At 66.0% G+C, this 22,352-nt stretch carries 23 protein-coding genes and 1 tRNA gene; 12 read left to right on the forward strand and 12 right to left on the reverse strand.

The genetic code is table 11. From position 1 onward, the window contains the following. Positions 1–86: 86 nt before the first annotated feature. Genes KQ910_RS16145 through KQ910_RS16165 form a run of 5 tightly spaced genes read left to right on the forward strand, consistent with a single transcriptional unit; the run spans position 87 to position 4,447 of the window. Entirely contained in the window at positions 87–644 is a 558-nt protein-coding gene (locus KQ910_RS16145; protein ID WP_216962346.1) for an RNA polymerase sigma factor, read from the forward strand. 38 nt (positions 645–682) lie between these two features. Beyond that, the gene (locus KQ910_RS16150) at positions 683–1,225 is read left to right on the forward strand and encodes a hypothetical protein (protein ID WP_216962349.1); all 543 of its coding nucleotides are present in this window, start codon (positions 683–685) and stop codon (positions 1,223–1,225) included. A gap of 1 nt (position 1,226) precedes the next feature. Continuing rightward, complete coding sequence (locus KQ910_RS16155; RefSeq protein ID WP_216962353.1) at positions 1,227–1,778, forward strand: Spy/CpxP family protein refolding chaperone; 552 nt, start codon at positions 1,227–1,229, stop codon at positions 1,776–1,778. 10 nt (positions 1,779–1,788) lie between these two features. After that, the gene (locus KQ910_RS16160) at positions 1,789–3,357 is read left to right on the forward strand and encodes a DUF1800 domain-containing protein (RefSeq protein ID WP_216962356.1); all 1,569 of its coding nucleotides are present in this window, start codon (positions 1,789–1,791) and stop codon (positions 3,355–3,357) included. 10 nt (positions 3,358–3,367) lie between these two features. Further along, positions 3,368–4,447, forward strand: a complete 1,080-nt coding sequence (locus KQ910_RS16165; protein ID WP_216962359.1) for a DUF1501 domain-containing protein — start codon at positions 3,368–3,370, stop codon at positions 4,445–4,447. Here the strand turns inward: KQ910_RS16165 and KQ910_RS16170 are convergent. Genes KQ910_RS16170 through KQ910_RS16195 form a run of 6 tightly spaced genes read right to left on the reverse strand, consistent with a single transcriptional unit; the run spans position 4,444 to position 11,567 of the window. Next, positions 4,444–5,919 (reverse strand): MFS transporter, encoded by a 1,476-nt coding sequence (locus KQ910_RS16170; protein WP_216962361.1) that lies wholly within the window; start codon positions 5,917–5,919, stop codon positions 4,444–4,446. The two genes, KQ910_RS16165 and KQ910_RS16170, sit on opposite strands and share 4 nt — an antisense overlap. Positions 5,920–5,976: 57 nt before the next feature. Next, positions 5,977–7,149 carry an SAM-dependent methyltransferase gene (locus KQ910_RS16175; protein WP_216962363.1) on the reverse strand — a complete coding sequence of 391 codons (1,173 nt, stop codon included), beginning with the start codon at positions 7,147–7,149 and terminating at the stop codon, positions 5,977–5,979. 16 nt (positions 7,150–7,165) lie between these two features. Beyond that, complete coding sequence (locus tag KQ910_RS16180) at positions 7,166–7,939, reverse strand: DUF1365 domain-containing protein (protein WP_216962365.1); 774 nt, start codon at positions 7,937–7,939, stop codon at positions 7,166–7,168. Then, entirely contained in the window at positions 7,936–9,303 is a 1,368-nt protein-coding gene (locus tag KQ910_RS16185; RefSeq protein WP_216962367.1) for an NAD(P)/FAD-dependent oxidoreductase, read from the reverse strand. Before KQ910_RS16185 ends, KQ910_RS16180 begins: the two co-directional genes overlap by 4 nt. Positions 9,304–9,328: 25 nt before the next feature. Then, complete coding sequence (locus tag KQ910_RS16190) at positions 9,329–10,735, reverse strand: cryptochrome/photolyase family protein (protein WP_216962369.1); 1,407 nt, start codon at positions 10,733–10,735, stop codon at positions 9,329–9,331. A gap of 40 nt (positions 10,736–10,775) precedes the next feature. After that, positions 10,776–11,567 carry an EipB family protein gene (locus KQ910_RS16195; protein ID WP_216962370.1) on the reverse strand — a complete coding sequence of 264 codons (792 nt, stop codon included), beginning with the start codon at positions 11,565–11,567 and terminating at the stop codon, positions 10,776–10,778. A gap of 93 nt (positions 11,568–11,660) precedes the next feature. Between KQ910_RS16195 and pdeM the strand changes: the two genes are divergently transcribed. Then, complete coding sequence (gene pdeM, locus KQ910_RS16200) at positions 11,661–12,359, forward strand: ligase-associated DNA damage response endonuclease PdeM (RefSeq protein ID WP_216962375.1); 699 nt, start codon at positions 11,661–11,663, stop codon at positions 12,357–12,359. Positions 12,360–12,368: 9 nt separating this feature from the next. On the opposite strand, the gene KQ910_RS16205 is transcribed toward pdeM, so the two are convergent. Both KQ910_RS16205 and KQ910_RS16210 read right to left on the reverse strand, forming a co-directional pair. After that, a complete protein-coding gene (locus KQ910_RS16205; RefSeq protein WP_216962378.1) occupies positions 12,369–13,439 on the reverse strand; it encodes a DUF4424 family protein in 1,071 nt (356 codons plus the stop codon). 4 nt (positions 13,440–13,443) lie between these two features. Next, positions 13,444–14,244, reverse strand: a complete 801-nt coding sequence (locus KQ910_RS16210; RefSeq protein WP_216962381.1) for a 2-keto-4-pentenoate hydratase — start codon at positions 14,242–14,244, stop codon at positions 13,444–13,446. A gap of 47 nt (positions 14,245–14,291) precedes the next feature. On the opposite strand from KQ910_RS16210, the gene mobA reads away from it, so the two are divergent. Then, entirely contained in the window at positions 14,292–14,987 is a 696-nt protein-coding gene (gene mobA / locus KQ910_RS16215; protein ID WP_216962384.1) for a molybdenum cofactor guanylyltransferase MobA, read from the forward strand. Here mobA and KQ910_RS16220 read toward each other — a convergent pair. Then, positions 14,935–15,129, reverse strand: a complete 195-nt coding sequence (locus KQ910_RS16220) for a DUF3553 domain-containing protein (protein ID WP_229600424.1) — start codon at positions 15,127–15,129, stop codon at positions 14,935–14,937. The two genes, mobA and KQ910_RS16220, sit on opposite strands and share 53 nt — an antisense overlap. Positions 15,130–15,230: 101 nt before the next feature. Between KQ910_RS16220 and KQ910_RS16225 the strand changes: the two genes are divergently transcribed. From KQ910_RS16225 to dksA, 4 genes are all read left to right on the forward strand, one after another. Next, positions 15,231–15,479 (forward strand): BufA1 family periplasmic bufferin-type metallophore, encoded by a 249-nt coding sequence (locus KQ910_RS16225; RefSeq protein ID WP_216962388.1) that lies wholly within the window; start codon positions 15,231–15,233, stop codon positions 15,477–15,479. Positions 15,480–15,481: 2 nt separating this feature from the next. Further along, on the forward strand, positions 15,482–16,321 hold the full coding sequence (gene bufB, locus KQ910_RS16230) for an MNIO family bufferin maturase (protein ID WP_216962390.1): 840 nt from the start codon (positions 15,482–15,484) through the stop codon (positions 16,319–16,321). After that, the gene (locus KQ910_RS16235; protein ID WP_216962392.1) at positions 16,305–17,090 is read left to right on the forward strand and encodes an HvfC/BufC N-terminal domain-containing protein; all 786 of its coding nucleotides are present in this window, start codon (positions 16,305–16,307) and stop codon (positions 17,088–17,090) included. The genes bufB and KQ910_RS16235 overlap by 17 nt, the downstream gene beginning before the upstream one ends. 173 nt (positions 17,091–17,263) lie before the next feature. Then, positions 17,264–17,689: an RNA polymerase-binding protein DksA gene (dksA, locus tag KQ910_RS16240; protein ID WP_216962393.1), complete on the forward strand. Its 426-nt coding sequence runs from the start codon at positions 17,264–17,266 to the stop codon at positions 17,687–17,689. A 58-nt stretch (positions 17,690–17,747) separates the two neighbouring features. Here dksA and KQ910_RS16245 read toward each other — a convergent pair whose 3' ends face one another. The 3 genes from KQ910_RS16245 to KQ910_RS16255 all read right to left on the reverse strand — a co-directional run bounded on the left by KQ910_RS16245 (position 17,748) and on the right by KQ910_RS16255 (position 22,138). After that, positions 17,748–19,208, reverse strand: a complete 1,461-nt coding sequence (locus KQ910_RS16245; RefSeq protein WP_216962395.1) for an N-acyl-D-amino-acid deacylase family protein — start codon at positions 19,206–19,208, stop codon at positions 17,748–17,750. A 165-nt stretch (positions 19,209–19,373) separates the two neighbouring features. Then, positions 19,374–20,882 (reverse strand): M81 family metallopeptidase, encoded by a 1,509-nt coding sequence (locus KQ910_RS16250; protein WP_216962397.1) that lies wholly within the window; start codon positions 20,880–20,882, stop codon positions 19,374–19,376. A 356-nt stretch (positions 20,883–21,238) separates the two neighbouring features. Then, positions 21,239–22,138, reverse strand: a complete 900-nt coding sequence (locus KQ910_RS16255) for an N-formylglutamate amidohydrolase (protein WP_216962399.1) — start codon at positions 22,136–22,138, stop codon at positions 21,239–21,241. Between the two features lie 126 nt (positions 22,139–22,264). On the opposite strand from KQ910_RS16255, the gene KQ910_RS16260 reads away from it, so the two are divergent. Continuing rightward, a tRNA-Val gene (locus KQ910_RS16260) sits at positions 22,265–22,339 on the forward strand. Positions 22,340–22,352: the final 13 nt, after the last annotated feature.

Raw genomic sequence — 22,352 nt, forward strand, 5'->3', positions numbered from 1 at the left:
ATTGCTGGGGGGACTGTAGCGGGGGCCTCTTTTGGCCACAAAGCCTGTTAGACTGCAGGGCGGACGGGCAGAGAGATCGTGGGCGTGTGGCTGACCTGAACCAGATCGACCTGCGGGCACTCGCCAGGGGCGACAAACGCACATGGGATGCGTTCGTGATCGTGGCCGCGCCGCTGATCAATGCCGTCGTGCGCCGGACGCTCGGCGCCTACCGGCTGGGCGAAGACGACGTCATGGATGCCGCCCAGGACGTGTTCGTCCGGCTGTGCGCCCAGGAATTCAGGTTGTTGAAAACCTACGATCCGGACCGGGCGGGGCTGTCGACCTGGCTTTCCGTCGTGTCCCGGTCCTGCGCCATCGACCATCTGCGCCGCAGGCGCCACGCCACCGAGCCGATCGACGACGTTCCGGAAGCGGTCCTCGGGGTCGAGGACCGCCATGTCGAGAAACTCAAGGTACCCGACGGCCTGCTCACGGCGCGCCAGATGCTCATTCTGAAATATCTGTACGACGAGGAACGGGACGTTACCGAGATCGCGAAACTGCTGTCCGTGGATGCTCAGACCATCCGCAGCACGCATCACAAGGCCCTGCAGCGACTAAGGGCGCATTTCCGCGAGGAAGAGCCCTCCCGCGGGGGATGAATCGGCATGTTTTGGCGTATCATCGGCAGGAGCGATCCATGACCAACGAGCGGACCCCGAGGAACGACAAGGAGCTGTGGCGAAGCCTCGCCAGCCAGCCCGCGGTCGCGCCTGCCGCGGTCAGCGACATGGATCTTGCCGCCTGGCTCGAAGGCCGCCTCTCCGAAGAGGCTGCAGCCCCGGTCGAGGCGGCCGTCGCGGCCGACCCGGCGCTGCGCCGCGCCGCGTTCGATCTGGCGGATATCCTCGGAAAACCTTTGCCGGCCGCACCGGAGCGGATGGTGGTTCGTGCCCGCGCGCTGGTCGGCTTCGAAGCCGGGCGCGCGGCACCGGCCGGCGGCCTGTTCGGACGCTGGTTGAGGGGCGGGAGACTCTTCGCTGGTCAGGGGTACGCGCTGCAGCAGGGGGTGATGGCCGTTGCCGCCCTCGTGGTCGCGACCGGAGGCTTCCTCGTGGGTGGCGGGTTGGGCGAATCGCTCGCCCAGCAGCGCGAGGGCTATCCCAGGACGGAGACCGCCAGCACGACATCGACCACGACGTCGAACGAGGTCAGCGAGTTCTTTGCCGGCGACGGGATCTGACATGACCTCGCGCCTGATCCAGATGCTCCTCGGCCTGTCGCTGCTGCTGAATGCCTTTGTGCTGGCGGGCTTCGTCTACCGGAGCTGGATCGATCCGCCGTTCGAGATGCAGGGGATGCCCCCGCCACCCCCACCGCACGGTATGCCGGGCCAGCCGGGACTGCCGGCCGGGCCGCGGCTCAATCCCGTTGAGATGGTGGCGCAGGATCTAGGTCTCGATGCGGAGCAGCGCAAGGTCATGCAGGCGCTGTTCGACCAGTACGCCAAGGCGCGTCGCGAGCGGCTGCAGGCAATCCAGCAGCTCCGCGAGCAGACGAGCGCCGAGTTGCGCAAGGCATCCTTCGACATGACGCGGATCGACGCCCTGATCGACCAGGTCAGCCGGCTTCGCGCCGAGCAGCAGAAGGAAACGTTGCTGACACTGACACGGCTCGAGCCGAGCCTTCGGCCCGACCAGCGCGAGCGGCTGCAGCGGTTGATGGTGGAGCGGATCGTTCCGCCGCCGCCGCCGCCTCGTCCACCGCCCGGGGGACCTCCGCGTCCGCCGCAGTAGGAGGCTTGTCATGAGTACGCGCCTTGGTCGTCGCGGCTTCATGGAGGCCGCCACAGCCTTCACTGCCGGCCTTTCTGCGAATCTGTGGCCCGCGCCGGCGGCTCGTGCCGCATCGGCGATGGGCTTCGACGATGCGCGGCATTTGCTATCGCGTACTTCCTTCGGCGTCACGCCGGCCGAGATTCGCGTCCTCGAATCGCTCGATCATTCGGTCGCGGTCGACCGGCTGCTCGACTCTCCCCGGCGCGAGGCGATGACACCGGCCCCGGGCTGGCTCGGCCTGGGGCCGGCCGAGTTGCGCCGCCGCCAGCAGGCCGCCGAGTCAGAGCGCAAGCAGGGCGCCGACGGCAAGAAACTCGATGTCGTGCGCCCGGTGCAGGAGCAGGGACGCGAACTCAAGAACTGGTGGATCGAGGAGATGATCGCGACCGACCAGCCCCTGGTCGAGCGCATGACGCTGTTCTGGCACGGCCACTTCACCTCGTCGTTGATGAAGGTGCGTTATCCGGCGTCGCTGTTTCGGCAGAATGCCCTGTTCCGGCGCGAGGCACTGGGAAACTATGCGACCCTCCTGAAATCGGTCGCCCGCGACCCGGCGATGCTCATCTATCTCGACGGCATGCGGTCGGTGGCGCGGCAGCCCAACGAGAATTTCGCCCGCGAACTGCTCGAGCTCTTTACGCTGGGCGAGGGCCGCTACGGCGAGACGGACGTCAAGGCGGCGGCGCGCGCCTTCACGGGCTGGAGCGTCGATCGGGAGACCGGACAGTTCATGGAGCGCGCCGGGCAGCACGACGACGGTGAGAAGACCTTTCTCGGCAAGACCGGTCGTTTCGGGGGCGACGACATACTGGCCATCCTGCTCGCCCATCCGCGCACGGCCGAGACGGTCGTCGAGAAGCTCTGGCGGGAGTTCGTGTCGCTGAAAGCCGACCCTAGCGAGGTCGGGCGGCTCGCCGCCCTGTTCCGCGAGAGTGGCTACGAGATCAAGCCGTTGATGCGCGCGCTGCTGCTTTCGCCCGCGTTCCGCGATCCCGCCAACCGTGGCGCGCTGATCAAGTCTCCGGTCGACCTGATCGTGGGCACCGTGCACGTGCTGGGGCTGCCCGTACCGGAGAAGACGGGTCTGGTCCGCATGCTGCAGGGGCTTGGGCAGACGCCCTTCGATCCGCCGAACGTCAAGGGCTGGGCGGGGGGCGAGAGCTGGATATCGACCCACACGCTGTTGCTCCGCCAGCAGTTCCTGCGGCGCATGGTCGAGGCGACGACCGTGGCGCCGATGGAGGGGGGCATGCAGATGGCCAATCGTCCGAACCGGCGCGCCGACCGCCGAGAGCAGCTTCCCCCTGCCGATGGCAGCACCATGCAGATGATGGAGCCGCCGCGCCCTGTGGAAGGCCGGAGCCTGCGCGGGGCCGGGCAGGAGGCACGCCTCGGCCCGACGCTGGCCGGCGTCGACGGGCCGTTGCTGGTGCGCACGCTGCTGCCGCGCCAGCCGGTCGATGGGGGCGATGCGAACGGCACCGCGGGTGCGGTCGTCGCCGCCGCGCTGCTCGACACCGCTTACCAGTTGAAGTGAGGAGAAGGCGATGGGCCGTGTTCTCCTGCTGGTCGAACTCAAAGGGGGCAATGACGGGCTGAACACGCTCGTGCCCTATGCCGATCCGACGTATCGCGATCTGCGGGCCGGCATCGGCGTTGCGCGCGAGAGAGTGGTGCAACTCGACGAACGGGTCGGCCTGCACGAGAAGCTCGCGCCGTTGATGGACTCCTGGAAGGCGGGCGATCTCGCGATCCTGCAAGGGGTCGGTTATCCCTATCCCAACCGCTCGCACTTCCGGTCGAGCGAGATCTGGGACACCGCCTCGGCCTCGACGCAGACGCTGAGCGAGGGATGGGTTGCCCAGGCGTTCAACGGGACCCCGATCGCGAAAGGCATCGGCGTCGACTGCGTCGTGGCCGATACCAACGTGCTGCCCTCCGCCGGTCCCTCGCTGCGCACCATCGTTATGCAGGATGCCGAGAACTTCCTTCGCCAGGCCGATGCCATGAGCGTGGTGCCCGGCGTCAGCGATGGCGGCAATCCCGCGCTCAACCACCTGCTTTCGGTCCGTCAGGAAATCAACGCCGCCGCCGCCGGCCTGCGTGATCGCCTGCGGTCCGCACCGGCGCCGGTCGATGCCTATGGCCAGGAATTCCTGCTGGGCCGGCAACTGGACCTTGCCACCAGGCTCCTGACCGCGAAGGTGCCGGTCATCGCCATCAAGGTGGCCCTGGGCGGCTTCGACACACATGCAAACCAGGCGCCCACGCACGAGCGGCTGCTGGCATTCCTCGCCACGAACCTGGCGACCTTGCGCCAGAACCTGATCGGCGCCGGCCTCTGGAACGATGTCGTCGTGATGACCTATTCGGAGTTCGGCCGTCGCGCCCGGCAGAATGCCAGCGCCGGAACCGACCACGGCACGTCGGCGCCGCACTTCGTGATGGGCGGGGCCGTGAAGGGAGGCCTTCACGGCGTCTATCCGTCGCTGTCGGATCTGCAGGACGGCGACCTCAGGCACACGGTCGATTTCCGCAACGTCTTCGCCACGCTGGCCCAGGGATGCTGGGGCCAGCGCTACGATTTTGGCCTGCGCCAGCCGCAGAGGCTCGGCTTCCTCGTCTAGCGGAGCATCGCGGCCGGCCGCCCCAGGATTTCGTCGCGCACCGAGCCACGATCAGCCTCGATACGGATGTACCAGATGAGCAGCGCCGCGATGATCTTGATGGCCACCGGGATGGCGATATAGACGAAGATCAGCGCCGAGGCGCTGTATTGGCCGACCGATGGATTGAAGCCGAGCAACGCCGCGACCGGCAGCGAGCCAGCCGCGCCGATCGCGGTGGCGAGCTTGGTCGAGAGCGCCCACAGGCCGAAATAGGCGCCGGTATCGCCCTTGGTGTCCTTGCCTTCGTCGGAGTTGATGATGTCGGCCAGGACAGACGGCGGCAGCCCGTAGTCCGCGCCGATGCCCAGACCGGTGATGATGGCGATGGGCATGAACCAGATGAAGTCGCCGGCGCCGAGGAAAACGCCGAACGACATCGACACGGCCGTAAGGACCATGGCGATGAACCAGGCGGCCGTCTTGCTGAAGCGGCGTGACAGCAGCATCCAGAGCGGCACGCTGGCGGCGGCGGCGCCGAAATAGACCAGCAGGATGATCCCGGCCTGCAGCTTGTTCCCCTTCAGCACATGCTCGACGTAAAAGAGCATCACCGAGACCGCGACGCCCAGCGCGGCGCCATTGACGATGAATACGAGCAGCAGGCGACGGAACAGCTTGTTCTTCAGCGGCGCGAAGAACGGGATCAGCGTCTTGATCGTGGCGCTTCGCTCCATGTTTCGGGTCGGCCGGGCAAGCCACGGCGCCAGGCTGATCAACCAGTCGCGGAAGTATCGGACATGGATCTCCGGATTCTCACGCACGACCGGCGGATGTACCGAGGGCGGCGACCAGAGCAGCGTCGGCAGGGAGAACAGCACGGCGATGGGGATGAAGATCAGCCCCATGTAGACGTAGCCGGCATGCTCGCCCATCTGGGCGGTGAAGTAGGTGGGAAGCACCACCGCCAGGGTCATGCCGATCAGGCCGAAGACCTCGCGGCCGACCGTGACCCTGGTTCGCTCATTGTAGTCGTCGGTCAGCTCCGCGCCGTGGGCGTGATAGCTGATCGAGACGCCGGCATAGCCGAGATGGACCACGAAGAGCGCGACGAATAGCCAAGTCGCCAGCAGCCCGGGCTGCGTGAACAGCGACTGCGGCGGATGGAAGAGCATGTAGAAGCCGCCGATCAACAGCGGCAGCATCAGGGCGACGAAGGTGAGACGCCCGCGCGGCCCGCGATGGGTGAACTTGTCGCTGATCAGGCCGATGACGGGATCCTGAACCGCGTCGATCACGCGGGTGGTGATGAAGATCAGGCCCATGATGCCGAGCGGCACCTTGAGGATCTCGCCATAGAAATGGCTGACGTTCAGGACCACCGGCAAGGCCGCCATGTTGAGCGGCAGCTGGTTGGTCGAATAGGCGACTAGACGGTCGAAGCTCAGGCGTATGGACGAGGCCGAGCCGCCCCTGGAATTTGGCGCATGCACGCTGATTTTGCCTTCCTGTTCGGCTCACCTTCAAGCGGCGGCCTTTATTTCCGACCGTTATATATGCCTGAAGTGTGCCTGCAAAACGTCCGTGCGGCGCGCCGAGAAGCCTGCGGCACAATAAGCGAGATAGTAGCGCCACATACGCTGGAATCGCTCGTCGAATCCCATGTGGCCGACCTGGTCGGCCACCCGGTCGAAGCGGCCGAGCCACGTTTCCAGCGTGCGCGCATAGTCCAGTCCGAAACTGTAGAGTTCGGCCACCTTCAGACCGGCCTGGCGACACTGTTCGCGCAGGCTGGTGGGAGACAATAGCATGCCCCCGGGAAAGACGTAGGTCTGGATGAAGTCCGGCTGCTTGCGGTAGCGGTCGAAGAAGTCGTCGGCGATGACGATGGCCTGCACCAGCGCCGAGCCGCCGGGCACGACGTGGCGTTTGAGCGTGGCGAAATAGTCGGGCCAGAAACGCTCGCCGACCGCCTCGATCATCTCGATCGAGACGATGTGATCGTAGCGGCCCTCGATGTCGCGATAGTCGCGGAACTGCAGGTCGACGCGGTCGGCCAGCCCGGCCCGCTCCAGCCGCGCGCGGGCATATTCGAGCTGTTCCCTCGATATGGTCACGCCGGTCACGCGCATGCCGCGGCGGGCCGCGACTTCGGCGAAGCCTCCCCAGCCGCAACCGATCTCGAGGATGCTGTCGCCCTGGCGGGCGCCGAGCTGGGTCAGGATCCGCTCGTACTTGGCGATCTGGGCGGCCTCCAGCGGCTTGCTTTCCTCGCCTTCGTAGAGGGCCGAAGAATAGGTCATCGAGGGATCGAGCCACAGGCCGTAGAAGTCGTTGCCCAGGTCGTAATGGGCATGGATGTTCTTCTTCGATCCCTCGCGGGTGTTCTCGTGCCGGCGGTGCAGGAACCTCAGCAACAGCCCGTGGAGGAAGTTGGTCCGCGTGATCTTGCCGAGTTCCTTCTCGTTGGCGAGAAGCAGGTGGATCAGGCTCGGCAGGTCGGGAGAATCGCAGAAACCTTCCATGTAACCTTCGGCGAAGCCCATGTCGCCGTCGAGCAGGATCTTGCGGAAGAGGCGCCAGTCCTTGACGTCGATCTCGGCCCGGAGCGCCGCATCGGGCTGGCCGAAGACGCGCACCTTTCCATCGGGGAGTCTTGCCGTCAGCCGTCCAATGGACAGGCGTTCGAGGGATTTCAGAACAAACCGGGCGGCGAAAGTCATGCGATCCGTTATGAAGTCAGCGGGTCACGAGCTCCGGTGGCGGTGCTGGCTTGCGATAAAATCTCGCGCGCTTCCGCCACAGATGCAAGGCCTGCCAGTGAATCCGGAACACGACCGCCAGGGTCATGGTGGGGTTGCCTAGGAAACGCCGCAGCACTGAGCGGTCGCCCAGCGCTTCGCGGCGGCCGCCGACCGAGGTGGCGAGCATCAGCCCCTTGGTATCGTGATAGTTTACGTCGACATGGGCCCGCTCCTCGTCGAGGCGGAACCGGAAGCGGTAGCCGCCCTCGATCGGCAGGAAGGGCGAGACGTGGAAAACCTTGCGGCCCTCGAACCACTCCTCCGGTCCGATCGCCCCGCGGTCGTCCCGATGCACGAGATAACAGTGGCTCTCGCCGAACGTGTTGTTGACCTCGCAGAGCACGGTCCGCAGAGCGCCGGCACGGTCGTGACAGAACCAGAAGCTCACCGGATTGAACACGTAGCCCAGCATGCGCGGCATGGTCATCAGCATGACCTCGCCGTCGCAAAGCTCCGCAAGGTCATGCTGCTTCAGGATGCCACGAAGCCAGAGCCTCAGGTCCGATCCGTCACGTGCGCCATGGTCGGCGCGTCGGAAGGAGACGAGGCCACGCCGGTCGAGCTTGAGCCAGCGGCCTGCAGCACTTTCCAGGGCATCGAGCCTGAGACAGAGATAGCCGACCTTGTATCGGAACGCGTTCTCGCGCGGCCTCAGCCGGCGATGCACGACCGTGGCGTCGACGATCGAATGGGCAGAGACGCCCGTCACGTGGCCTCCGGTGCCACACGCGCCGCTACCGGGATCGGCAGAGGCGGGATGGCGGGTCGCTCGGCCACGACCCGTGGCGGATCGCCGATCCGGCGATGCTCGTCCGGACGGGCCCACGGGCGCTGCACGCCGAGCTGCTCGGCGACGTCGAGGCCGGCCGACAGCGCATCCTCGTGGAAGCCGTAGCCGCAATAGCTGCCGCAGAAATAGGTGTCGCGCACGCCCTGGAGGCGATGCAGGTCGCGCTGCGCCCGAATGGCGGCGGCGTCGTACATCGGATGCTCGAAGGAAAAGCGGGCGTGCGCGGCCGCTGGCGCCGGCGCGCGGCCCGGATTGACCGACACGAACAGCGGCGTGCTGTCGGGCAGGTTCTGCAGGCGGTTCATCCAGTAGGTCACGCTCACGTTGCTGTCGCGGCTGCTGCTGTCGGCGACGTAGTTCCAGCTGGCCCAGGCGCCACGCCGGCGAGGCATCAGGCTCTCGTCGCCGTGCAGCCAGACCTCGTTGGTGGAGTAGGCGAAGCGACCGAGAAGGCTGCGCTCCTGCTCGTCGGCATCGGTGAGGAGGGCGAGCGCCTGGTCGGCGTGGCAGGCCAGCACAATGCGGTCGAAACGGTCCCAGTGACCGCCTGCGTCCCGCACTTCGACACCTGCGGGTGTACGGCGCACGGCGCTGGCGGGCGTGGAGAGACGGGCACGCGCGCGCAGCGGCGCCACGATGCGCTCGACATAGGAGCGGCTGCCGCCGCTCACCGTGCGCCACTGCAACTGCGGTCCGATGGTGAGCAGGCCATGGTTGTTGAAGAAGCGCACGAAGGTCTGCGCCGGATAGTCGAGCATCTGTCCGAGGGGCGTGGACCAGATGCACGAGGCCATCGGCAGCAGGTAGCGGTCCCGAAAGGTCTTGCCGAAGCCGGCATCGGCGACGAAATCACCGATCGTGAAGTCGAGATCCTCGGACTTGTCCAACAGCTGCGGCGCCAGGCGGTTGAAGCGCAGGATGTCGTGCGTCATGCGCAGGAACGAGGGGCGCGCGATGTTGCGCCGTTGTGCGAAGTAGCCGGCGAAGGAGCTGCCGTACTCGAACCGGCCCTCGTCCAGGCTGACGGCGAAGGACATGTCGGAATCTTCGGTCGGCACGCCCAGGTGATCGAACAGGGCGACGAGGTTGGGATAGTTGCGCTCGTTGAAGACGATGAAGCCGACATCGACCGGCACGCGCCCCGCTTGCGTCGACGCTTCGACGGTGCAGGAGTGTCCGCCGAAGCGGTTCTCGCGCTCGTAGACGACCACGTCGTGGCGACGACTGAGGAGCCAGGCGGCTCCAAGGCCGGATACACCGGCGCCGATGACGGCAATTTTCATTGTTCGCAGACTCCCCTCGGTACTTCTACGCTGATTTCTTGAGGCTTTGGAAGGCAGCCAGTGCGCGGTCCCGGGCCGCACCATGCTCGACGATGCGTTCGGGATAGACGGAAGCGGCCGGAGGTTTCGAAGCGCTCCAGGGGCTGTGGATGACCGCGTCAGGCAGGCCGGCGAGTTCGGGGACCCAGCGACGGACATACTCGCCCTTCGGGTCGAACTTCGCGCCCTGGAGCACCGGATTGAAAACGCGGAAGTAGGGCGCGGCGTCGGCGCCGCAGCCCGCGACCCATTGCCAGCCGGTGACGTTGTTCGCCGGATCGGCGTCGACCAGCGTGTCCCAGAACCAACGCTCTCCCTGGCGCCAGTCGATCAGCAGGTCCTTGGTGAGGAAGGAGGCCACGATCATGCGCACGCGATTGTGCATCCAGCCGGTGGTCCACAATTCGCGCATGCCCGCATCGACGATCGGATAGCCGGTGCGCCCGCGCCGCCAGGCTTCGAGAATCTCGTCGGAATCCGCCCAGGGAAACGCGTCGAACTCCGGCCGGAAGTTGCGCTGTGCAAGGTCGCCGTTATGGAACAGGAGGCTGTAGGCGAACTCGCGCCAACCCACTTCGGAGAGGAATTTTTCTGCGGCCGCCGACGCGCCGCGGTTGGTCGCCGCCCGCCAGACCTGCCGGGGGCTGATCTCGCCGAAGGCAAGATTGGGAGAGAGGCGAGAAGTCCCCTCGACCGCCGGAAGATCGCGGGCATGGCGATAGTCTTCCAGTGCCTCGTCGAGGAAATGGCTGAGCCGATCCTTCGCCCCTTTCTCGCCTGGCGACCACGCAGTGCGCAGGCCGCCCGCCCAGTCGGGATTGGTCGGCAGAAGCCGCCAGTCGTCGAGCGCATCGCTCGCGGGCCCGGTCTTCGGTGCGGGCAATGCCTTCGGCGCGGGGAGCGGATCGCCCGGTGAGGCGTGCGCGCGGCAGACCCGCCAGAAGGGAGTGAACACCTTGAAGGGGGCGCCGCTCTGGTTCTTGATCTCCCAGGGCTCGAACAGAAGGTTCGCCTTGAAGCTCTCCGCTCTCAGGCCGCGCTCGTTCAGCGACTTCTTCAGACGTGCATCACGATTGCGCGAACCCTCGTCGTAAACACGGTTCCAGAAAATCGCTTCGGCACCGCATTCCGCCGCGAGTTCGGGCAGTACGCGTTCGGCCGGCCCACGGCGCAGAGTCAGGCGCGAGCCGAGCTTGCGAAGCGAAGCGTCGAGTGAGCTCAGGCTGTGATGCAGCCACCAGCGCGAGGCGCCGCCGAGAGGCCGCACACCCTCCGTCTGGTCGTCCAGAACGAAGACCGGCACCACGGGAAGGCCCGCGCGCAGGCTCTCGACCAGCGCGGGATTGTCCGAGAGGCGGAGGTCATTGCGAAACCAGACGATCGAAACCGACATATTCCGGCATACGCAGGCCGCCGCCGGACGGATGATCGGATCAGGATCGCGGGCAGTTCGGTGCCGGCCGCATCTCCAGCTTCTGCAGGTCGGCCGTCACGGTCACCAGGCCGGTATCGACGGTCAGCCGGTCGAGAACGCCGTTCTCGAAGACCTGCGCGGTCACCGAGAACATGGGACGCTGTGCCTGCTGGCGACCGCGCGTGAAGCTCATGAACACCGGCCAGGACTTTCCCTTGGGCGTGGCCACGGGTTTGTCCGTCGGGCGCGCCGAGCGCAGGCGCTCGTCTTCGAGTTGGGTCACATCGATCAGGAAGACGTCGCCCATCACCTCGGGATCGAAACTGAGCGCCGGGAAGGCCTTCGCCTCGGCGCGCAGCCGTTCGATCAGGTGATCGACCGCGGCGACGGGCAGGAGGGTGGATTGGGGGAGAGCGAACTGGGCGGGCGGGATGCCGGCCTGCACGATCTCGGTCCGCAGTTCACCGCCCGACTTCTGTACGCGCCCCTTGGTCTCGCGCGTATTGCCGTTCTGAATCTGCACGGTGCGATAGCGAAGGCTGTTGCCGCTGCGGGTCTCCTCGGCATCGAGCTTGGAGGACAGGGACATTTTCCACGAGGCCGTCAGGGCGATCTCGGACGCGATGTCGCGCTTCAGATGCCAACCTCCGCAATCCTGCGAGAGGTCCTGGACCGCCGTGCCGATCCGCGGCGCATTGGCGGCAGCGCCGAGCCTCAACACATACTCCGCGCGATGGGGCTGCATTTGCGCGTAGGCGAATTGCGGCCCGCACAGGAGCGCGGCGACGGCGAGACACACGAGGCGATGCATCGAGTCACCTTGCGCACCGGCTTGCACCCGGTCAATCGTGCTTCGCATGAAATTGCGAGAGATCGTGGCCGGATTCAGGCAGGTGCATGTGCCATGAACAGGCTCGGGTTCGTCTGCGCGGGCGAGCCGCTCGAGGCGCTGCCGATGGGCGCCTTGTATTGGCCGGCAGAGCAGCTGCTGGCGGTAGCCGATCTTCATCTCGAGAAGGGCTCTTCCTATGCCGTCAACGCGCGCAAGCTGTTGCCGCGCTACGACACGCGGCAAACGCTGGGTGCGCTCGCGGAGCTGATCGAGACCGTGCAGCCGCGCACGGTCGTTTGCCTGGGCGACTCTTTTCACGATCGTGCCGCGATCGAGCGGATGCCGGAGGCGGAGCGGATCGAGATCGGGCGACTGACCTCGCGGATGCGCTTCGTCTGGATCGCCGGCAACCACGATCCAGCGCCGCCGCCCGAAGGCTGGGGCGAGGTTGCGGAAGAATTCGTCGCGGGACCTTTGGTGTTCAGGCATGCAGCTCTGTTCGGACCTGCCGATGGCGAGGTGTCCGGTCACTATCATCCCGTGGCGGCCCTCACGGTGCGAGGGCGCGGGCTGAGGCGGCGCTGCTTCCTGACCGACGGAAGGCGTCTCATCCTCCCGGCCTTCGGCGCCTATGCCGGCGGTCTCAACGCGCTCGATCCGGCGATCGCCCAGCTCTTCCCCGACGACTACGACGCGCTGGTCGTCGGAAAGGACGCCGTGCGCCGCCTGTCGTGGCGGCAGTTGAGGCCCGATGCCAGGGCGTTCGGCTGAGGCGCCGGATCACTCCGCGATGAAGAGAATCCGCAGATCCTCTTTCGGCACATAGTCGCGCACCGTGGCCTCGAAGCGCTGCGGGCCGGTGCGGCGCAGCGGCAGGCCGGTGCAGAGTGTCGTCACGCGCACGTCGCCCACGGTCCGGCCCTCGGCGGCGATCGGACCGCCCTGGAGGGTGAGATGGAACGTTCCGATGGCGCCGCCGCGCCAGTTGCGCGCCGTCTGGAGAATGTAGCCCAGCGTGTAGCCCATCAGGAGCGGCGCATCGGCGCCGGCCGGCCGCCTGGCTTCCTTCAACCGGCGGTTGGCGGCGCGGATTGACTGGTCGGTGGCGGCATCGATGCAGAAGGCACGAACCGGATCTTCGCCTCCTGAGCCGCCGATCTTGCCGTCCTCGATCACGATGAAGCGGCTGCCGATCACCGGCCGGTAGCTGTGTTCGACCACCGTGACTCCCGGCGCGAAGGTCTGCATCCAGTGGAAGGTGATGCGGACGCTCCACGGCAGCCGGAAACCCTCGCCGCCGTCCAGCGGTTCGAGGGCGCCGAGCGCCTGCAGCTTCTGGCGTACGGCGGCGTCGAGCGGCTTGTCCTCGGGCGAGGGAAAGATGCCCGGCTGCAGCACCAGCGTCGGTCCGCCGATCGCCTGCAGAGCCTCGGCGATGTCGCGCCCGTCGGGCAGCTGCGCCTTGATCTCGATCTCCGGCTTGATCTCGCGGCCGTCCGCCCAGACGCGGAAGCGCAGGAAATCGGGATCGGTCGGTGGCCGCATCGCAACGTTGTGGGCGCCGCTTTTCGTCGTCATCCCGGCCGGGGTGTCGCTCGGCACCTCGGGCATCGGGAAGGCGACGCGCAGCGTCACCGGCTGGCCGGTGTCGTTGCGCATCTCGTAGCGCACCTTCACCTCCGACGGCGACAGCGTGAGATCCTCGCGCTGCATGGTGATCGCGTCGGTCTTCACCAGCACGATCCCGCCGGCGGCGAGTTCGGACGACGAATCGTTGGCCATCGCTGAGCCGACGAAGGCGAGCGCCAACGCGAGCGCACGCGCGGCCAGTACGGGAACCGAGACGCCCATGCTGTTACTTGGGCAGCTCGTACTTCAGCGTCACTTCGCCCAAGCCCTCGATCCTGCCGGTGGCGGTGCTGCCCGGCGGCACGAACTGGCAGGCGACCATGCTGCCCGTCGAGACGATCATCCCCTTCTTCAAGCGCTTGCCGTGGTCGCCCAGTTTGTTGGCGAGCCAGGCGAGCGCGTTGTAGCAATGGCCCAGCACGTCGCCGGAATGCCCCTCGCGTACGACCTTTCCGTCGAAGGAGACCGAGCCGTTCAGGTTGCCGAGGTCGAGCTTGGCCCAGTCCTTGTTGGGCTTGGCCAGCAGCGAGCCGCCGTTCCAGCCGGCGTCCATGATCAGCGGATTGACGGCGAGGCGGCTGTAGTCGGCGCCGCGATCCTCGATCAGCTCGAAGCCGGCGCGGGCGCTGCCGACGTATTGGGCGATCGAGTCCTTGTCGTAGGGCTTGCCCTTCGGCGCCGGCACGTCGGCATTCACCGTCAGGATGATCTCCAACTCGGCGCCCAGCCGCGTCCAGCGATCGGCGCGCACCGTGGCCTTGTGCTCGAACACACGCTTCTTGCGGATCGGTCCGTAGGCGGGCCCCTTGAGGCCGGTCTGCGCCAGGATCTGCGGCGAGGTCAGCGCGATCTTGTAGCCGACGAGCGGGCCCTGCTTGACCATCTGCTTCTTGAGGAAAGCGTCCTGTACCTTGTAGGCGAGCCGCTCGTCGTCGGTCGCGAATTGTTCGGGCCACCAGCCGACCACGGCGCGCGACTTGTCGACCTGATGCAGCCACGTGGCAACCTTGGCGACGCTGAACGTCATCGTTTCTTCCCCTTGCTTGATCTCTTCGTCCCCGCATAGTGCCATCCATGGCGGCGAAAGCGTTGCAAAATCTGGGGCCCGTGCGCAGCGGCGCGGTGGTTGGTGTCATCCTGGCCGGCGGCGAGGGACGGCGCATGGGGCCGGGCCCGCTGAAGCCGCTGCGGCCCCTGGCCGGCAAGCCGATGATCGCCCATGTGGTCGAGCGGTTGCGACCGCAGGTGATGGATCTGGTGATCGTGGCCAACGATCCCGACCCGGCCTTCAAGTCGCTCCACGTCCCCGTCGTCGCCGATGCGCCCGACATCCAGCGCGCCGCGCGGCGGGAGGGACGACGCCTCGGGCCGTTGGCCGGCATCCTGGCCGGGATGGAATGGGCGCTGAAGCATCACCCTCATTCTGGCTGGATCCTGACCGCGCCGGCCGACGTGCCGTTCCTGCCGCTCGACCTCACTGTTCGACTGTGCGGTCTGATGCACGTGCCCGAGCCGGACGTCCTGATGGTGCGCCACGGCAAGCGGCGCGAGCATACGCTGGCGATATGGTCGGTGAAACTGGCGGCCGATCTCCGGAAGGCGATCCTCGACGAAGGGATGCGCCGGGTCGAGACCTTCGCCCAGCGCTATGCCTTCGAGGAACTGGTCTGGCCGGGCAACGCCGCGCCTTTCCTCAACGTCAACACGCCCGCCGAGCTCAGCGAGGCGCTGGCTCGTCTGGAACCAGTTCGATCACGTTCCCGTCGATGACCACCTTGCCGGCATTCTCGAAGTTCACGGTGATGCGATGGCCGATCATCGACTGGATCTGACCCAGGCCCCAGTCCGGCTGGCTGGGGTGGCGCACGAAGTCGCCGGGGCTCAGGAGGCCGTTACCGGGTTTTCCGAACAAGTTTCCGTTATTCCCGCCTGTGGGTACGATGAAGCGCGTGTGACGCCTTCCGGCCTCAATCTGCAGTATAGACTGGGCGTCGTCATGTCATGGAGGACACAATGAACCATACCCGTATCGCCATCGCCTCGGCCCTCGCCGCCGCCCTCGTGCTGCCGGCCGCCACCAGCCAGGCGCAGGGCAACATGGAGAAGTGCTACGGCATCGCCAAGGCCGGCAAGAACGACTGCCAGACCGCCAAGTCGTCCTGCGCCGGCACGTCGAAGAAGGACGCGCAGGCTGACGCCTGGATTTCCGTCCCGAAGGGCGCCTGCGACAAGATCATCGGCGGCAAGCTCACGCCGAGCTGAGGATGCTCCCGGTCGCCGGCATCGGGCTGCGCTCGCCGCACCTCGCGGAGATCGCGCGCGACCGGCCGGCGACCGGCTTCCTCGAGGTCCACGCCGAGAACTATCTCGCGGCGTCTCCGGCAAGGCAGGCCGTCGAGAGGCTGCGGCAGGACTATGAACTTTCCATACATGCCGTGGGGCTTTCGCTGGGCTCCGCCGACGGTCTCGACGAGGTGCATCTCGATCGCGTCTCCGCGCTGATCGCTCGACTGCAGCCCGCGCTGGTTTCCGACCATCTCGCCTGGAGCGTTTCGGACGGGCGCTACTTCAACGACCTGCTGCCGCTGCCCTACACGGAGGAAGCGCTCCAGCTCGTCACGCGCAACGTCGATCGTCTGCAGGAGAAAATCGGGCGGCAGGTGCTGGTCGAGAATCCGTCCTGTTATCTCGCCTTCAATCACTCGACCCTAACGGAACCCGAGTTCCTGTCGGAACTGGCGCGCCGCACCGGCTGCGGGCTGTTGCTGGACGCCAACAACATCGTGGTCACGGCGCACAATCTGCGGCTCGATCCGACGTCGTGGCTGAATGATCTTCCAGCCGCGGCGATCGGCGAATACCATCTGGCCGGCCATGCGATGAACGAGGCCGACGGCGAGACGATCCTGATCGACGATCACGGCAGCCGCGTGAGCGATAATGTGTGGAGCCTGTTCCAGGAGATCGTGCGACGCCATGGGCCGCGTCCGACCCTGATCGAATGGGACACCGACCTCCCCGCCATCGGCGTGCTGCTCGACGAAGCGCGGCGGGCCGATGAAGCGCTCGACGCGAGGAAGGGGACCGATGCTCGCGCTGCGTGACCTGCAGGCGGCCTTCACGGCCCACCTGACGGGCGACGATCGCGCCGACCTCATGGGCGTGGTGTCGGGCGATACGATCCCGGCGGCAGCGCGGTTGCGGGTCCATCGTCATCACGTCCGGCACAGCCTGGCGACGGCACTGGCCAGTACCTTCCCGACGGTGCAGGCGATCGTTGGCGAACAATTCTTCCAGGCCATGGCGGAGGCCTTTGTCCTGGGCGACCTGCCCAGCCAGCCCGTTCTGGCAGAGTATGGGACAGGCTTTCCGGCCTTCATCGAAGGCTACGGTCCTGCCGCTTCCCTGCCGTACCTCGCTGACATGGCTCGGCTCGATTGGGCCTTGAACCTCGCATTTCACGAAACTGTGTCCGGGACGTTGGCAGCCGAGGACCTGGCGGACATGCCGCCCGAACGTCTGCTTGATCTGCGGCTGGCCCTCGCACCCGGCGCCACCTTGATCCGGTCGCCTTATCCGATCGACCGGATCTGGCATGCGTCGCGGCCGGGGGGCTCGGCGGAATCGGTCGGATTGGACGACGGGGCGGCGGCGGTCATCGTCCTGCGTCAAACGGACGATGCCGCTTTCCTCCGCCTGAGCCCTGCAGATGCCGAGCTAGTTATGACGCTGTGTGATGGCAGGACACTTGAGGAGGGGGCTCAGGCCGCCTTTCTGGTGGACGCCGCCTTCGACCTGACCACAACCTTCGCGCGTTTGCTTGCTTTGCAGGCATTTGCTGCGCTGCAGCATGGGGCGCGAGGCTCAGGCTGAAAAGCCCTTATATTTTGCAGATTTATGGTGGTTGCTGCACTGCACGGCTGATTCGGCTACGGGACGCGAAACGTTCTTGCTCCGCAAAGGCCCATCCCTATACTCCGCGCGCTTTTGAGACGGGTCCATCGCCCCTTGATGGATCGCATGCGCTGCGAGTGGAGTTGCCGACGATGTCGATTACGTTGCCGCAGAATTATCGGCCGACAGAGCGTGAAGCGTTCATGAACCCGATGCAGCAGGAGTACTTCCGGCAGAAGTTGCTGAGGTGGAAGGGCGAGCTGATCGACGAATCGAATCAGACCCTGCAGAACATGCAGGAAGAAAGCCTGGCCCAGCCCGATCTCGCCGATCGTGCCACCGCCGAAACGGACCGTTCGCTCGAACTGCGTACCCGGGATCGCTTTCGCAAGCTGATCTCCAAGATCGACCAGGCGATGAAGTCGATCGAGGAAGGCACCTACGGCTATTGCGAGGAGACGGGCGAGCCGATCTCGCTGAAGCGTCTCGAGGCGCGCCCGATCGCGACCCTCTCAGTCGAAGCGCAAGAGCGCCATGAGCGCATGGAGCGCACCCGCCGCGACGAAGGCGCCGACTGAGCGACGAAAAAAGGCCCGCATCGAGCGGGCCTTTTCTTTTGGTGCTTGCAGGCGGCGATCAGGCCCTGGCTTCCGCCTGCATCTCGTGGCGCTTGAGCGCGCGACCGGCCTTGCCGTCGCCTTGCTTGCCGTCACGCCACACGATGGAACCGTTGCACAGCACCGTGTCGATGCCCCTGGCCGGCGAAATCGGCTTCTCGAATGTCGCCGTGTCGATCACGGTCTCCGGATCGAAGATGCAGATGTCGGCGTAGAAGCCGGGCTTCACCTCGCCACGCTTGGCCAGATGGAAGCGTTGCGCCGAATAGGACGTCATGCGCCGGACCGCGTCCTCGAGCGGGAAGAGCTTGAGGTCGCGCGAGTAGTGGCCGAGCACGCGCGGGAAGGTGCCCCACAGGCGTGGATGCGGATGGGCGTCGAACGGGATGCCGTCCGAGCCGATCATGGCGCCGGGATGGGCCATCGCGGCCTGCACGTCCTTCTCGTCCATCATGAAGTAGATGGCGCCGGCCGGCTGGATGCGGTCGGCGGCTTCCTTCATCGAGCAGCCCATCTCGTCGGCGATCTCCTTGAGGTCGCGACCGCTCAGGCCCGGCACCTTGTCTGACCAGGTGATCAGCACCTTGTCGGCGCGCTCCAGCATGTCGGAGCGCAGGATCGTCGAGCCGGCGACGTAAGGATATACGTCGAAGGCGATCTGCTGCTTCTTCATCGCTTCGTTGAAGTGCGGCAGCGTCTCCTTCATGCGGCCGAAGTTGGAGCGGCCCGAGCACTTGTGGTGAGAGACGATGATCTCGGCGCCGACGCGGCGGCCGATCTCGAAGGTCTCGTCCATCGCCTTCAGGATGTGATCGCCCTCGTCGCGCATGTGGGCGGTGTAGACGCCACCCCACTTGCCGAGCGGCGTGGCCACTTCGACGACCTCGTCGGTCGAGGCGTGGCTCGACACGGCATAGAACAGGCCGCTCGACATGCCGATGGCGCCCTGTTCGAGGCTCTGGTCGAGCAGCTCGCGCATCTGCTTGATCTCTGATGCCGTGGCAACCCGGTTGAGGTCGTCGCCCATCGAGTTGATGCGCAGCGTGCCGTGGCCGATCAGGAAGGCCCCGTTGATGGCGGGCCTGGCCGCGTCGACCTTGTCGGCGAACTCGGCGAAGCTGGAGGAGAGGTTCTCCTTCTTCTTGATGATCAGCGACATCCAGTGGCCGACGTCGGGCCGGACATAGGGCGCAGCCGAGACGCCGCAATTGCCGCAGACCACCGTCGTCACGCCCTGGCTGGCCTTCATGGCCATGCCGGGATTGTCGATCAGCGCCGTGTCGTCGTGCGTGTGCACGTCGATGAAGCCCGGCGCCACGACCTTGCCGGCGGCGTCGATTTCGTTGTCGCCCTTCAAGGTGCCCGGCGCCTCGACCGCGGCGATGCGATCGCCTTTAAGGGCGACGTCGGCGGCGAACAGCTTCCTGCCCGTGCCGTCGGCGACCTGGCCGTTGCGGATGACGATGTCGTAGTTGGCCATGGGGGAACTCCTGGACCGGAAACAGTTGAGATTTGACGCGGGACGGTCGCACTTGATGCAAGGATCCCTCGCTACGCTCGGGATGACAGCTGTTTGACTAAGCGCACTGCGCAAAACCCAACAATAGTGTCATCTCGAACGAAGTGAGGGATCCTTGGCTTTCCTTCAGGCCTCGTTGCGGCCCAGCCGCATGTCGAGGTCGAACGGGTAGAGCGGACGCTTTACGCGCTCGTACTTGAAGAGCTTGAGGTCCGAGGCGGTGCAGCCGTCGCCGTCGCACATCACGATGTGCTTGGCGATGGGCTCGAAGCCGGCACGGAAATGCTGGCGCGACTTGATCAGCACGTACTTCTTGCGGCGCGGATCGATGCCGCAATGGGTGAAGACGCCGAGGTCGTAGGGCTCGGCGCGCTTCTCCGACACGACGATCTGCATCTTGCCGGTGTCGAGGACGGCGGTGCGGCCCATGCGGACCGTGGTGCCGGTCGCCATTGGGCCGGTCACGATGAACTGGCCGTCGGTGATCGCCTTCACCTTGCCCGTCACCTTGAGCGGCTTGCCCTTCAGGCCCATGGTCGGCATGTCGATCTTGCCGCCCAGTTCGAGCGTCACTTCGGCGCCGACGCCCGCCTTGATCATCTGCTCGACGCAGGCGGGATCGCAGATCGGTCCGGCGCAGGCATCCTCGAGGTCCTGCTTCATGGCCTCCTCGATGACGCTCATCACGTCCTGGGTGCCGCCCGACGCGGTATTGTCGCCGTGGTCGGCCATGACGACGGGATAGTCGGTGTAGCCCTTGGCGCGGCCGACCTGGACCGACAGCGGCTCGGGATGGAACAGGAAGCCTTCGCGCTTCTCCCACGCCGTATCGAGGATCTTGTTGAGCAGGATCTCGCCTTCGGCGGTGCGCTTGTCGCAGACGATGACCGAGGAGAGGGCGAGGTGGGGGATGTCGGCCTGCGGGAAGCCGCCGAACACGGAGGCGTTCAGCACTTCACCGGTATCCTCGGCCTGGTTGGCCATGCCCATCAGCGTCTTCATCGGCTCGCGCGAGGGCGTGTGGACCAGCGAGCTGCTCATGATCGGGCGGTTGCCCCAGACCATCTTCGGCTCGATCTCGCCGGCCAGGGTCCGGATCAGCGTCCGTCCGGCGCGGCGGGCCGTGTCGGCCATGTCGATATGGGGATAGGTGCGGTAGCCCGTCAGAATCGTGGCGCCGTTCACCATGGCGTCGGTCATCTGGGTATGGAAATCGAGCGCCACGGCGATCGGCACGTCGGGCGCGATCCTGCGGATGCGGTTCAGCAACTCGCCTTCGCCATCGTCATAGTGCTCGGCGACCATGGCGCCGTGCAAAGCGAGGAGGACGGCGTCGCAGCCCTTCTTCACCTCGTCGACGATGGCGGTGGTCATCTGCTCGTATGCCGCTTTGGTGACCAGGCCCGACGGATGGGCAGAGGCTGCCATGGGGACCGTGAATTCGGCACCGGCCTTGCGGGCCACCTCGATGAAGCCACCCAGTGAGGTATTGGTGCCTTCCGCTTCCTTGATGGCGTCGGGCCCGCTCAGGGCGCCAAGGCCGCCGCCTCGGGCGAACGACTCGATCGGGGTGGGCAGCGGCGAGAACGTATTGGTCTCGTGCATCATCATCGCGACTACGAACTTCTTGGCCAACAACCCCTCCATCCAGGACTTAAGTCTTTGAACACCCTACAGAAACCGCACACCTCGCGCGTTTGCTGAAGCAATGCAATCGGTGCATGGCTGCATCGCACTATTCTTGTGCGTTGCAAAAACAACACACCTGATCCCAGACATCAACGAACGCTAAATATGTGAATTCAGGGCTCTTTTTCGCTCTTGCATTCTCTTCGCAGGTGCACCATTCTTTGAGGGCAGCAAACGCTACCTCGGTAGCCTCTTTGTTTGCTGTATGCCCGTCTTGGGCGTTTCCTCCCTAAACTCGGGCCGTGCTTGTCACGGCCCCTTTTTTTGCCCAATCGGCTGATTGTCGGGGGCCTGCTGCGGTCCTATTCGGCCGCGAGGGGCCGGGGCCGCAGCGTTTCCCGGGCCTGCTGGCCCATTTCTTCCAGCAGGCCGGTGATCAGCCTGGCGAAGACGCCGGCGACCGGCAGCTTCTCGTGCCGCGCCTCGTCCATGTAGAGCGCCCGGTTGATCTCGATCTGGAGCGTGTGGCGCGCGAGCACTGGCCGGCCGTAGCGTTGCGTCGTGAAACCGCCGGCATAGGGCTGGTTGCGCAGCACGCGCAGCCCCCGTGCGCGAAACCAGCGCTCTGCCGCGGCCACGAGTTCGGGAGCGCAGGCCTCGCCGTGATTGTCGCCCAGGACGATGTCGACCCGCTGGTCCCGGTCGCGCGAGCCGAGGCTGGAGACCGAGGAGGGCATCGAATGGGCATCGATCAGCAGGGCCCCGCCGAACGAACTGTAGGTATTCTCGACCAGCAGGGAGAGCGTCTGGTGATAGGGGCGCCAGCAGGTTTCCAGCCGATGCTCGATCGTTTCCGCCGGCACGCGGCCGCGATAGATCGCCTCGCCGCTGGCCGCGACGCGGGGGATCATGCCCAAGCCCGCCGCCACACGCGTGGTGCGGTGGTTCAGGGGACGAGGCAGCGGCCCCTCGAACATCCCGGGATCCAGTTCGTAGGGCTCGCGGTTGGCATCGACATAGGAGCGCGGGAAGCGGGCGGCCAGGAACGGCATGCCGAGCGACGGGGCGGCGGCAAAAAGCTCATCGACGAAGGCATCTTCCGCTCGGCGGAGCGCGGCGAGGGAAACGGCCGCCTGCTCGAGAAAGGCTGCGGGATAGGTCGAGCCGCTATGCGGCGACGCGACGACCACGGGAACCGTCTGGTGGGCCGGCAGCCGGCAATCCAGCGCCTCGTGGTCGGGCAGGACCGGAAGAAAATCCATTCCTTGGTCATAGCGGGTGGAACGGGGCACGTCACCTTTCGCGCTCTTGCCAATCCGTTTCCCGCGATGTAGACGACCGCTCTTCCGCGCTACCGGATGGTTTCGACCCCGGCAGCAGCAGGTGATGGGCGCGTAGCTCAGCGGTAGAGCACTGTCTTGACATGGCAGTGGCCACAGGTTCGATCCCTGTCGCGCCCACCATCGCCCTTCTTTC

It is taken from the genome of Reyranella humidisoli (assembly GCF_019039055.1).
Lineage (GTDB): Bacteria > Pseudomonadota > Alphaproteobacteria > Reyranellales > Reyranellaceae > Reyranella > Reyranella humidisoli.

Bases quoted from the DNA above. Each gene is read 5' to 3' on its own strand.
- KQ910_RS16210 (WP_216962381.1), bottom strand. From the start codon at position 14,244: ATGACGTTCAGCGTCGCCAAGGTTGCCACGTGGCTGCATCAGGTCGAC.
- bufB (WP_216962390.1), top strand. From the start codon at position 15,482: ATGCTCCCGGTCGCCGGCATCGGGCTGCGCTCGCCGCACCTCGCGGAG.
- KQ910_RS16150 (WP_216962349.1), top strand. From the start codon at position 683: ATGACCAACGAGCGGACCCCGAGGAACGACAAGGAGCTGTGGCGAAGC.
- KQ910_RS16155 (WP_216962353.1), top strand. From the start codon at position 1,227: ATGACCTCGCGCCTGATCCAGATGCTCCTCGGCCTGTCGCTGCTGCTG.
- KQ910_RS16245 (WP_216962395.1), bottom strand. From the start codon at position 19,208: ATGGCCAACTACGACATCGTCATCCGCAACGGCCAGGTCGCCGACGGC.
- KQ910_RS16235 (WP_216962392.1), top strand. From the start codon at position 16,305: ATGCTCGCGCTGCGTGACCTGCAGGCGGCCTTCACGGCCCACCTGACG.
- KQ910_RS16195 (WP_216962370.1), bottom strand. From the start codon at position 11,567: ATGCATCGCCTCGTGTGTCTCGCCGTCGCCGCGCTCCTGTGCGGGCCG.
- mobA (WP_216962384.1), top strand. From the start codon at position 14,292: ATGGCGGCGAAAGCGTTGCAAAATCTGGGGCCCGTGCGCAGCGGCGCG.
- pdeM (WP_216962375.1), top strand. From the start codon at position 11,661: ATGAACAGGCTCGGGTTCGTCTGCGCGGGCGAGCCGCTCGAGGCGCTG.
- KQ910_RS16175 (WP_216962363.1), bottom strand. From the start codon at position 7,149: ATGACTTTCGCCGCCCGGTTTGTTCTGAAATCCCTCGAACGCCTGTCC.
- KQ910_RS16190 (WP_216962369.1), bottom strand. From the start codon at position 10,735: ATGTCGGTTTCGATCGTCTGGTTTCGCAATGACCTCCGCCTCTCGGAC.
- KQ910_RS16165 (WP_216962359.1), top strand. From the start codon at position 3,368: ATGGGCCGTGTTCTCCTGCTGGTCGAACTCAAAGGGGGCAATGACGGG.
- KQ910_RS16160 (WP_216962356.1), top strand. From the start codon at position 1,789: ATGAGTACGCGCCTTGGTCGTCGCGGCTTCATGGAGGCCGCCACAGCC.
- dksA (WP_216962393.1), top strand. From the start codon at position 17,264: ATGTCGATTACGTTGCCGCAGAATTATCGGCCGACAGAGCGTGAAGCG.
- KQ910_RS16225 (WP_216962388.1), top strand. From the start codon at position 15,231: ATGAACCATACCCGTATCGCCATCGCCTCGGCCCTCGCCGCCGCCCTC.
- KQ910_RS16255 (WP_216962399.1), bottom strand. From the start codon at position 22,138: ATGGATTTTCTTCCGGTCCTGCCCGACCACGAGGCGCTGGATTGCCGG.
- KQ910_RS16185 (WP_216962367.1), bottom strand. From the start codon at position 9,303: ATGAAAATTGCCGTCATCGGCGCCGGTGTATCCGGCCTTGGAGCCGCC.
- KQ910_RS16205 (WP_216962378.1), bottom strand. From the start codon at position 13,439: ATGGGCGTCTCGGTTCCCGTACTGGCCGCGCGTGCGCTCGCGTTGGCG.